The following is a 12152-nucleotide window of genomic DNA, read 5'->3' on the forward strand; positions in this document are numbered from 1 at the left end:
GGGATTTCCTGGACCCACCCCAAACCGATCAACACCCGCGCCCTCCAGCCATAAAGGAGGGCGCGGTTTTTTGTTGGGGGAATGGGATTAGTCGGTCGCGGGGGACGCTATGTCGGTTTCCCAAAGCGCGATGCGCATAAAGCGAGTAATCTGCGCCGCAATCCCAACAGGAAGCGACCCCATGTTCCTCAGCGTTTTTGACATTTTCAAGATCGGCATCGGTCCGTCCTCGTCGCATACAATGGGGCCGATGACCGCCGCCGCGCAGTTTCTTGACTCGTTACGGACGGGTTTGAAGGAACCGGGTGCGGGCGATGTCGCACGGATCATGTGTTCGTTGCATGGATCTCTGGCCTTCACCGGCAAAGGGCACGCCACCGACCGGGCCGTGGTTCTGGGGCTTTTGGGCTTCCTTCCGGCCACGATCGACCCAGACAAGGCAGAAGAGGCAGAGGCTGCGCTGGCCGCAAGCCACACCCTGACCCCAGAAGGTCTGCCCTCTCTGTCTTTCGATCCCGAGAAAGATGTGGTGTTCGATTTCGGGCCGCCGCTGCCCGGCCATGCCAACGGGATGATCCTGCGGGGGTTCGACGCCGCCGGAAACCTCTATATGGAGGAAACCTATTACTCCATCGGCGGCGGGTTCGTCATGACCGCGGCAGAGCTGGAACGCCACAACCAGGGCGGCGCAGAGCAGCTACACGCCGAGAAATCCGCACAGGGCTATCCTTATCCATTCGGATCGGCAGAAGAGATGCTGCGCATGGGGCAGATCTCGGGCAAGTCCATCTCCGAGATGAAATGGGAGAACGAGGCCACGCATGGGGGCCGCGCGGCTGTCAGGGACCGGCTAGACGCTATCTGGTCGACTATGGATGCCTGTATCGACCGTGGCCTTTCCCAAGACGGCATTCTTCCCGGGGGCCTCAAGGTGCGACGCCGGGCGAAGGCGATCCACGAACAGCTGCTGTCCGAGCGGGGCACGAACCTGGCGCAACCGCACACCGTCAATGACTGGCTCAGCGTCTACGCCATGGCCGTCAACGAGGAGAACGCCGCTGGTGGCAAGGTCGTGACGTCGCCCACGAACGGGGCTGCTGGCGTTGTACCCGCCGTCCTGCGCTACTACCGTGATCATTGCATCGGCGCCACCGAGGAGGGACGGCGCACTTTCCTGATGACCGCTGCGGCGATTGGTGGCCTGATCAAGCACAATGCCTCGATCTCGGGCGCGGAGGTCGGCTGTCAGGGCGAGGTCGGCTCCGCCGCCGCGATGGCTGCTGCCGGGCTTTGCGCCGCTTTGGGAGGCACGAACGAGCAGATCGAGAACGCCGCCGAGATCGCGCTCGAACATCATCTGGGTATGACCTGCGATCCGGTCGCCGGCCTCGTACAGGTGCCTTGCATCGAGCGAAACGGGTTGGGCGCGATCAAAGCTGTCTCCGCCGCTTCGCTGGCTCTGCGCGGCGACGGTCAGCATTTTATGCCCCTGGACAACTGTATCGAGGCTATGCGCCAGACCGGGATCGACATGAGCGAGAATTACAAGGAAACCAGCCGCGGCGGCCTTGCCGTGAATATTCCGGAATGCTGAGATCATCTTCTTACTCCGCAGCTGTTGCGTTGGGTTCGGATCTTCGCCGTTCTTCACCGTCGGCATAGGCCAGCATCATCTCGCGCGCACTTGGGTCGGTGATTTTGTGCCGTGTAAGACGTGGCCGCGTTGCAAGTCGGCGAAGCCGCGCCATGTTGCCTCGCTTGATGGCGGTTTCAACCTCGAGCGGAAGCTGGCCCGAGGCCGACTTGGCTTTTAACCATTGCCCAAGATAGGTGTGATCGTCACTTGGCCGATGGCACCAAACTCGTTCGAAGGTCATCATGATGAATTCCTTGACGGAGCTGTAAAGATGCCGCCCGTCTTCCTTGAACGGGTACTGAAATACATTGGCCACGATTTCGTATGAGGGCCAATAAAACAGGTGCCCGTCCTCTTTGAATTCACGAACAACTTCGTCAATCGCGACGCGGAGAACAGCCTTGGATACGCTGTTTGCCGACATGCAGCTTTCGGGGCGAAATGTTGCGATCAGCGGGATAGGCGACAAGGTTAGTAGAACCTTGGCGTCTGGCCGATGCTTACGAATAAGCTTGTAAATTGCCCGAAGATTGTCGCGGTTTTCCTCGACCGTTGCGACGCGGAACTTATGCCGTTGCGGGTCATATTTGGATTTCGGAAGCGTGCGCCAGAACACGCCCCCGGTTGGTTCGTCATACCAGATTTCCGACAAACCGAGGGTCAGGATAAAGAAATCGGTTTCCTGAAAAATCCGCGCGGTTTCTTCCCGGACATCCTCGTCATAGCCGTACTCTTCGGCCTTGTAGCCGTGCCACAGCGGCGCTTCGAACTTCTTTCCTTCTAGAGCCCACTCAAACTGCTGCCGGATGACGAATGTGTTCACCATCCCTTCGCTGCAACTGACGATATAGGCTTTGCTGTTTTCGGCCTTTGTCAGCACCTTGTAGTTCCGGGTTGCCAGCCAAGTTGAAATCGACTCGGCAAAGCATGAACCAAAAGCAGTTACACGTGTCGTTTCGTCTATGAAGGGCTTGTCTGGTGCCCAACCCTGCACAAGGTGATCCACCACCGTAGAGGCCGGCATCATCTGTTCAGCATTCGCAGAGCGATTGGCGTTTCGACCGCGGAACCAAGCCCTGATGCCTTGTCCGACACTGGTCGGCGCGTCCCCGTCAATCCGGTTCAGAACGGGGGGCGGGCTATCTACTGAAATGGAGTCTGTCATGTGCTACCCCGTGCGACGGATCAGTCGCTCAGGCCCTATGTTGGAACAGATTGGGTGGCAGCGGCTATTCCGCCGCCGTTGATTCAGCGGCCTGAATACGTTCTTCTTCTTCGATGTAGCGCAGAAGCAATTCCTTCGCCGCCTCGTCAGTGACCTTGAAATCGCTGATGCGGTTGCGGTTCAGCATATGTCGAAGCTTGGCCAGGTTGCGGGCACCCAGGGCGCCATCAATCCGTTCGTTCAACTGCCCGGCAGCCGACTTTGCCCGCAGCCATTGGCGCAAATAGTCATGGTCGCTTGGGGCGCGTTCACACCAGACCCGTTCGAAGGTCATCATGATGAAATCCTGCACGGATTTATACAGATGGCGGCGGTCTTCCTTGAACGGAAAGTTAAAGATATCGGCCACGATCTCATAGGATGGCCAGTAGAACAGATGCCCCTCGTCTTTAAATTCTCGCATGACTTCGTCGATGGCGACGCGCAGAACCGCCTTTGAAACGCTGTTTGCGCTGATGCAGCTTTCGTCTCGGAACGTCGCAATCAGCGGGATTGGCGAAAGCGTCAGGATGATCTTGGCATCTGGGCGATGCTTGCGGATCAGCCGATAGATCTCACGCAGGTTCTCGCGGTTTTCCTCGACACTCGACACACGGAACTTGTGGCGCTCGGGGTCGTACTTGTCTTTCGGAAGCGTTCGCCAGAACACGCCACCGGTTGGTTCGTCATACCAGACTTCCGACAGGCCAAGTGTCAGAATGAAAACATCGGTGTCGTTAAAGAGCCGGAGGGTTTCCTGACGAACATCCTCATCATAGCCGAACTCTTCCGACTTGTAGCCGTGCCACAGTGGTGCTTCGAAGCTCTTTGCCTCAAATGCCCATTCGAACTGTTGGCGGATGACGAATGTATTGACCATGCCTTCGCCACAGCTGACGACATAGGCGTTGCTTTCCTTGTCACGGGTCAGAACGTTGTAGTGGCGTGACGCCAGCCAGTCGGAAATATAGGCTGCAAAGCAGCTGCCAAAGGCGGTCACTTTCGTGGTTTCGTTGATACACGGGGCCTCGGGCGTCCAGCCTTTCAGCACGTAATCCAGAACGGCGGTATCCGGCATCATCTGCATGGCTTTCGGCGGACGGCTGCCCTTGGCGCCCCGGAACCACGTCTGATGCACGCGTCCTTCTTTCGTAGATTCGTTGCCTTCCACACGATCCGCCGCCTTGGTCACCGCGGCCGGGTCCAATAGTTTGGTCATATATCACCTTCTGCTCGATCCAAGCTTTTGCGCTCGGTTTTCAGGAATCGTAGCAGAGATGGCAAAAAAATGAATCCCCTATTATTCGAAAGGGGACAGTCTGCGTCAGACCGGATCGCGCATGGTTTCGCCGGGGTCAAAGCCCGCATCCATTGTGATGATCTGATCGCAATCGTCACCTATCACACGGGCGGCGATGATCTGCGCGGCGGCGCGGCCTATTTCCAGCCGGCGCGTATCCATCGTGGCCAGCCGCATGGGTAGACCGTCGAGGATTTCCACGGCATTGAACCCCGCAAGGCCCATGTCCTGAGGAATGCGAATGCCCTTTTCAAGACAGTAGAGCAGCCCGCCCGCGCCGATCATGTCGTTGGAATAGTAAAGGAAATCGAGATCGGAATGCCGAGTCAGAATTTCCTGGGTCATCTCGCGGCCTTTGCCCAGACCCGACCCGCCAGAATAGAAGATACGGTCGACCAACTGGACACCGGCTTCGTTCAAGACGCCCTCAAAGCCTTCGAGCCGCTTCCGTGCCCGGAAATCAAGTGGCATCTTGGTGCCCATGAAGCCGATGCGCCGATAGCCGCGCGCCAGGATCTCACGCGCCATACGTGCACCCGCTGAGCGGTGACTTATGCCGACCATCGCGTCGATTGGGTCGCCATCGGCATCCATGATCTCAACCACGGGGATGCCGGAATTGGCCAGCATTGCAATCGAAGCCTCTGAATGCTCGATCCCTGCGACGATCATGCCCGAAGGCCGCCAGGACAACATCTCGTAAATCACTTCTTCTTCGCGTTCCGGCTTGTAGTGGGTCGCCCCAAAAACCGGCTGCAAGGGGGTGTCGTCCAGCACATCGGAAATCCCAGCCAGCACCTGCGGAAAAACCATGTTTGACAGCGACGGGATGACCACGCCCACGAGGTTCACACGCGAAGAGGCAAGCGCGCCCGCGATCTTGTTGGGCACGTAGCCGAGCGACCGTGCCGCTTCCAGCACCCGGGCCCGTGTCGTCTGAGACACGTCCCCCCGGTTGCGCAAAACACGACTGACCGTCATCTCTGACACGCGGGCGGCTTCGGCCACGTCGCGGAGGGTCAGTTGAGGGCGACCTGAGTCTTGGCTTCTGGTGGGCAAGGGGGCGGGCTCCTGGTGGTTGCGATAACACGACTGATACGCACTTCCGGTCGGCTTGTCCAAACCAGAACGCCGTAGCCAGTTTTTTCCCAGTCAGATGCTTGCCAGCGGGACCGGAATTGGCCAGAACGGGCAAAGGCTGGCCCCGTGGCTCAACTGGATAGAGCAGCCCCCTCCTAAGGGGCAGGTTGCAGGTTCGAATCCTGCCGGGGTCACCAGACCGTTATAATAAGTTATTGATTAATAAATATTAAAAGTAAGATTTGTCAAATATTCCCCCAATAATCCCCCCATCTTCTGCTGGATGTCTTTGGTCTTGCCCGGAACAGGGGAGTGCCTAAAGGTGTGCTTGAGGTTTTTCGGGTTGATCTGCACGCTCACCGCGTGCCGCTCACGCCTGAAACGGTGACACTACTCCAAGCTTTGCCACGGTTGGGCGACTCACCTTACGTATTTTTCGCGCCGCGTGGCGGGATGCTGTCTGACATGAGCATATCCGCCGTCATGCGCCGGATGCAGGAGGCGCAGGTGAAAGCGGGCGAACCGGGGTATCTCGACCCGGTCAGCAAGCGGCCCGCGGTGCCGCCGGGCTGCGCTCGACATTCCGGCAATGGACAGCGGAACAGGGCTATCCTCGCGACATGGCCGAAATCGCGCTGGCGCACGTTGTCGGGAGCGAAGTTGAGATGGCCTATCAGCGCGCGGACATGCTCGATCGGCGGATAGCGCCCGCATCCTGCGTCTTGGCGGCACCGTGAACTGGATCACGGACCCGGCCAAAGAGGCGAAGGGTTATGTTGACGAGCTGACCGCCGTCATCGTGCAAGATGCGCGCCCAGCTGAGAACGCTTTGGACCGCAACACTCGCCGCGCTTCTTGCCATGGTCGGGCTGAATGACCGCGCCACGACGGATCACAAGCGCGCTCGGTGAGATCTCAAGTGCCCATGCTAGCATGCTGACGGCGCTATGGTTCCAGACCGAGGTGCTTTTGGAGCAGGAGAACACGTCGGAGCTACAGGGTCCGATGTGCGCCGACCACACCTCGCTCTGCAGGCGAAGATGGGGTCAATACTTCTTGGCGCTCAAAAAGTTGTTTTGAGACGGCGCACCGGCTAGGCTCGTAGCAACTACAGGCTGTAGGGACCGTCCGTTGCCCATCCCGTTTTATGCAAACTCATTTCGCCACCCGCTTGGAAGTGGGCTGATTACGCCGCCCAACGATGGTGATGGCTACTATGTCGCATTCGGATTTGATGAGCCCAATCCGGACATCGGCGGCTCCTTCCATCTCGGTGCTGACTGGAACGGCGAGGGCGGCGACAACTCGGATCTTGGCGAGCCAGTCTATGCGATCGGCAACGGGACCGTGCTATCCGTCGTGGCCGACCAGGGCGCAGCGACCACCGGGTTCGGAAACTACGTCGTTTTGCGACACGACCTCGCTGAGCCCGTGCTGATCAACGGGCAGACTGTCACACATGTTCACTCGCTTTACGCGCATCTTGATAGCGTTCTATTGCTTTCCGCGGGGCAGCAGATCGGGATCGGGCAGCAGATCGGAACGCTGGGCTCATCAGGCTATTCCGATGTCGCGCATCTGCACCTCGAGATCACTCTTGGCGACACACTGCCCACGGCGGACGACGGATACAATCCCGCTGGGGCCCCATCGGATTGGGTGGATCCCGTCGCGTTTGTGACCGAATTTGAAGCCAATCAGTCAAACGAAGCGACAACGACTGATTTAATCCTCGCAGGAACGTTTCTCGCACGGGTTTCGTATGGGGGGCAGTCCAACGGCGGAACCGACGCGCTTACAGGCTTGGAACCGGCGGAATCCAACTATTTCTATGACTATCAGGGCTATCTCGATACCCGTGACGAGTCATCGGCATTCGGAAATTGGCGCTTGTTGCGGAGCGCTGACCTAGTGAGCTTCACTCCCGATATTGACCACTACTTCTCATCCAAAGGCTTGTATATCGCGCGCCCCGAGACCGCGATTTTTGCCGACGAAAACCTCGCAGAGGCTTTGCTGGCGGAAACCACGGTTGGTGGTCAGCGAACGCTAGTTCTCTCATTTCGGGGTTCGGATGGTGAGGACGCAGCGTTTGAAGCTCAGACATGGACTGGCGCCGGCATCGCGTCCTACTACAACGCGCTGCGCCCTCTAGTCGAAGCAGCTCGCGAATACGCTTGCAGCAACGGGATAAACAACGTCGTCGTATCTGGTCACAGCCTTGGCGGCACGATGGCTGACACCTTTACGCTTGTTGATGCGCGATCCTTCCTTGACCTCGACATCAACCTGACTGTCGTTTCTCTCGCCTCCGCTGGAGTGGATGTCGATCTTCCCTCCTACTTTACTGTTGATGCGGAGTTCGCAGATACGGATTGGGTAGCATCGGGGGGACCCGGCTCGCCTCCGAAACAGATTATCACATCGCTAAATTCGCCCGCGTTCCACCATGACCTGTCGCACGCTGATGACCGTGTTCGTTTTCCAGGGCTGTTGGACGGTGATGCATCCACCCCTTGGTCAGGGGACGGAGATCAACTGACATACAATGATGTCCTGACATTCAATCTCAATTTCGCAAATGACATCACAATCAATCTCCCGAACATTAGCAATATAGACGTTTCGTATCCCGGCAGCGGGCGACCGGGCTTCGGTGCTCTCCACAACGATGAACTTTATTGGGTAAATTGGCATTCTATGCTGACTGACCCGTTGTATGACCGCTTCACCGGATCGCAAAACGTCATCATTGGGATTTCGGATTACAATAGAGCGACAGACCTTGATGGCGATGCTTTCAGCATTTTTCGCGACTATACAGGCCTTAGCGCCTATGGGGTCGACAACGATCAAGGCGTTCGGGCGCTATCCGGAGATAGCTCTAGCAACACATCCGATTTCATCCTCGGCCTTACTGGAAATGACCAGCTCTTTGGCTACGGCGGAGCAGACCTTCTCTCTGGAGGAGAAGGTGACGACGCGATCTTCGGAGATGCCGGAGCAGACATACTCGCCGGAGGCAGTGGCACAGATCGTTTGGTGGGAGGGTCTGGAGGAGATATTTTCTTCTTCCAGCAGACCGACTATCCGCTTTTTGCCAGTGCAAACCCGGATCGGATCACCGACTTTAATCAGGGCAATTCGGATGCATTTTCTGCATCGGAGGGCGACCTGATCGATCTTTCCGGTTTCCAGTTCGCGACCAGCACTGGTTTTGGCACGGCGTCCACTGTGCGCCTGCGCTCGATCGAAGCGAGCGGGGGGCTGCCCGAGGGCGCGATCCTTGAAGTGAATACTGGCGATGGGATTTGGCGGGGGATCGCGCGGCTGGACAACGTGACCTCGGGCCAGGCTGTCCGGATTGCGCTCACGGATGCGCAATCGACTGCACGCACCGGAACCGAGTTCATCGTCGATGGCGTTGGCGACGGCACGACCTGGTCGGTCTCGCCGGGATCGCAGAACGTGGTCGAGGGCGACGTCACGATCAGTTTCACGATCACCCGCAGCGGTGCCAGCCTAGACGCAGAAACGGTCTACGTCAGCACGGTCCAGACCCACGGCAGCTACAATGACGGGGACTACGTTGGTCGGGCAAATGTCGCGGTGCCCTTCGCTGCCGGAGACACGACCGAGACCTTCACCGTCCAGATCAACGCGGATGCGTTCGCGGAGTCAGACGAGACATTCGGCCTGATCGTCCAAGCGGACCCGAACGATCCGATTTCGACTTCGCTCGCATCATCGACCTTCACAATCGAGGACGGATCGGCCCCGAGCGTATCCGGCGATACTTACATTGGAGACGGTCTCGGCAACACGTGGTCGGGGACATCGAGCGCCGATCTGGCTTTCGGAAATGGTGGTAACGACACACTCGACGGCCGGGGCGGCAACGATATCATTTTCGGCGGCGACGGCAGTGATTCGATCGATGGTGGCTCCGGCAACGATGTGATCGTGACGGGAACCGGTGCCAATTATGTCGATGCGGGATCGGGGAATGACTTCATCGAGACCTTTGCCTCGGCTCGGTCTGATCAGACAGTGATGGGTGGAGGTGGAGACGACGTTTTCCTCGTTAAACGCGTTGAGAGCGGTTCGTCAGCTAACAGCAATTTCTTGTCGCTCAACGGGGGCGCCGGGGTCGATCTGATGATCCTCGAGGCGGGATCAATGGGCTCCCGTGGTTTGACCCACCAGTTCCTAGATGCGACCACTCTCTCAGTTACTTTCAACCTAGATCGTCAGGACAGCTTTGAAGAGATCGAGACCGCGTTAGCTTCTGGAGGCGTTTATCGCGTTCAGAATGATTGGTGGGGCGTTCCGTATTCGGTAAGGACCTACATTCTGCCAACCGATATCGAACTAGTGGAATATCGGGGAGGAAGTGCGGGCGACTTGTTCCTCGACTGGAGCGGTATTGAAATGACCGCAGCCCTCGGCGGCGGCGGTACCGACGCGCTCTATGCCGACTGGTCCGGAGTGACGGCCGACATCGTCTGGAACCTGACGGTCGACAACGACACTCTCAAAACTCTGTCGAACGGCGTCCAGGTGCAGAGCATCGAGAGGGTGCTTCTAAAGACAGGCTCTGGTGACGACAACCTGGTGCTTGGAGAGCAAGACGACCACGTCGAGACCGGCTCCGGCAACGATGTGATCGTGACGGGAACCGGTGCCAATTATGTCGATGCGGGATCGGGGAATGACCAGGTCATCTACGCCGGTTTGCGGGCTAATTTCAGTATCGCTACGACAGATGGCGTGACCACAGTCACCGGGTCTACAGGAACAGACACGCTGGTCGACGTGGAAGAGCTAGTCTTTGACGATCAGACGATTTCGCTAGTTCCCAACGTCGCGCCGACGGCTTCTCCGATCAATGCGGGGAGCGTGGCCGAGGACAACGGTATCGTGACGCTAGACCTTCTGGGCGACGCAAGCGCCACGGACAGCGATGGTGGCACGCTCGGGGTGGCGAATGTTTTGGTGACTGACCAGACCGGCGCGGCGGTGGTGTTCAGCCTGACCGGCGCGGCGCTGACCATCGATCTGGCGCAGTTTGCCACGGCGCTGGCGGACGGCGAGAGCGCGACCCTGACTGTGGCCTACGAGGTGACCGACGGCCAGGGCGGCGTGACGACGAACAGCGCGACGCTGGTCGTCGACGGACTTGACGGTCCTTTCATTTGGTATCTTGACGGCGATGCGGACGGTTTCGGGGTTGACGACCCGGCGACAAACCAGACTGCTTATGCCGCGCCTGCGGGCACCTCGGCTCTAGCTGGCGACGCGGACGATACCGATCCCTCGGTGTTCCCCGGCGCGCCAGAAAACAATGATCCCACCGGTGCCGTTGCCATCGCAGGGGCGGCGACTCAAGGCGCCACGCTGACGGTCGACACCTCGAGCCTCGCGGATGCAGATGGCCTCGGAACCCTGTACTACGCTTGGCAGCGCGATGGCGCGGATATTCCGGGCGCCACGGGCAGCGCCTACACGCTGACTCAGGCCGATGTCGGCGCCCAGATCAGCGTCGTGGTCAGCTACACCGATGGCGGTAGTACGCTCGAAACTGTGACAAGCGCAGCAACCGCCGCGGTCGTGGGCGTGAACGACCCGCCCGACAACAACGATGGATCTTCGGTGTTCAGTATCGCGTTCGATTACCGTTTCGACAGCAGCGGCTTTTTTGATGATCCAGCTCGTCGCGCTGCGCTGGAGGAGGCGGGGCGGCAATGGGAGGAGATACTCAAGGACGAGTTCGACGACGTGCCAGTCGGCGTCTCCTTCACGATCACCAACCCTTCTGACGGCGTCACGGCCGAGCCGGTCATTCTCACTGATCCCATCGACGATCTTCTCATCTTCGTGGGCGCGCGCAATCTGCCTGGATATCTCGCACTTGGGGGTCCCAGTGGATACTCCGCGGCAGGGGACATCTTCCGGGCACGCATCGCTAGCGATTTCCGAGGCCAAGGTCCTGTCACGGATTTCGAGCCTTGGGCAGGGACAATTGCCTTCGATACCGATGCCAGCTGGAGTTTCGATATTGCAGGCCCGTTGGCTGGCTTCAACGATTTCATTTCAACGGCGTTGCATGAGATTGGCCATGTCCTTGGCTTCGGCACCACGGCTGCCTTCAGTGCGTTCAACCAGGGCGGCACTTTCGTCGGACCCAACACCCTGGCCCTGACTGGTGGCCTCGGTGTGCCTCTCACCTCAAACGAACACGTGCAGGACGGGTACCTGAATGACTCCGTCTTGATGGACCCAACGTCGACCTTGGGCGCAAGGAAGGCGCTATCGGACATCGACAGGGCGATGCTCGCTGACATCGGTTGGGAGATCGACGGCTTCGTCAAGCAGGGAAGCACGCCTCCCATTGCAACGGCCGGGTCCGAGACGATCTTTGGTTCGATTGTCGCTGACGTGATCGACGGTTTGGCCGGTAACGATCAGATACAAGGGAATGGTGGCGATGACATTCTGCGGGGTGGACCCGGGGATGATGTCCTCTTCGGTGACGCCGGCCTGGATATTTTCGTTCTCGCGCCTGGCGACGACCAGAACCAGGTGGCAGACTTCGACATTGCAAACGAAGTGATCAGGTTGCTAGACACTGATTTTGCGTCCGTAGCTGGGGTCCTCGCGGCAATCACAAAGCCCTTCACCAATGTGTCCCGCGTTACGCTGTCGGATGGCAGCTACATGGACGTGTTCCACGCTTCGCAATCCGGAACGCCACTGACCGCCGCGAATTTTGAACTGAGGACCAGCACACCTGATAGTCCATCCAGTGCAGGTGATGACGTCCTGTTGGGTGACGCAGGCGACAACCTGCTTAGTGGCGGCGCCGGCAACGACACGTTGGACGGGGGGGGCGGAATCGACACGGCGGTCTACTTCGGCGACCAGTCCAGCTA

Annotated in this window: 5 protein-coding genes, 1 tRNA gene and 1 pseudogene; 4 read left to right on the forward strand and 3 right to left on the reverse strand. The window is 58.7% G+C overall.

Annotation, left to right across the window (positions count from 1 at the left end):
* Nucleotides 1-181: 181 nt before the first annotated feature.
* Complete coding sequence (locus tag ACROHD_RS20075; RefSeq protein ID WP_432680230.1) at nucleotides 182-1594, forward strand: L-serine ammonia-lyase; 1413 nt, start codon at nucleotides 182-184, stop codon at nucleotides 1592-1594.
* Between the two features lie 10 nt (nucleotides 1595-1604).
* Here ACROHD_RS20075 and ACROHD_RS20080 read toward each other — a convergent pair whose 3' ends face one another.
* From ACROHD_RS20080 to ACROHD_RS20090, 3 genes are all read right to left on the reverse strand, one after another.
* Nucleotides 1605-2663: a GSCFA domain-containing protein gene (locus tag ACROHD_RS20080; protein WP_432680231.1), complete on the reverse strand. Its 1059-nt coding sequence runs from the start codon at nucleotides 2661-2663 to the stop codon at nucleotides 1605-1607.
* A gap of 202 nt (nucleotides 2664-2865) precedes the next feature.
* Entirely contained in the window at nucleotides 2866-4059 is a 1194-nt protein-coding gene (locus ACROHD_RS20085) for a GSCFA domain-containing protein (RefSeq protein ID WP_432680233.1), read from the reverse strand.
* Between the two features lie 105 nt (nucleotides 4060-4164).
* Entirely contained in the window at nucleotides 4165-5199 is a 1035-nt protein-coding gene (locus ACROHD_RS20090) for a LacI family DNA-binding transcriptional regulator (protein WP_432680234.1), read from the reverse strand.
* A gap of 141 nt (nucleotides 5200-5340) precedes the next feature.
* On the opposite strand from ACROHD_RS20090, the gene ACROHD_RS20095 reads away from it, so the two are divergent.
* From ACROHD_RS20095 to ACROHD_RS20105, 3 genes and pseudogenes are all read left to right on the forward strand, one after another.
* Nucleotides 5341-5417: transfer RNA gene (locus tag ACROHD_RS20095), tRNA-Arg, on the forward strand.
* Between the two features lie 160 nt (nucleotides 5418-5577).
* A pseudogene (locus ACROHD_RS20100) lies at nucleotides 5578-5927 on the forward strand (tyrosine-type recombinase/integrase); the annotation flags it as partial.
* A 424-nt stretch (nucleotides 5928-6351) separates the two neighbouring features.
* The coding region (locus ACROHD_RS20105; RefSeq protein WP_432680235.1) for a peptidoglycan DD-metalloendopeptidase family protein at nucleotides 6352-12152 on the forward strand (5801 nt) is incomplete at its 3' end.

Origin of the sequence: Nioella aestuarii, from assembly GCF_050896395.1 — a bacterium.
Taxonomy (GTDB): Bacteria; Pseudomonadota; Alphaproteobacteria; order Rhodobacterales; family Rhodobacteraceae; genus Nioella; species Nioella aestuarii.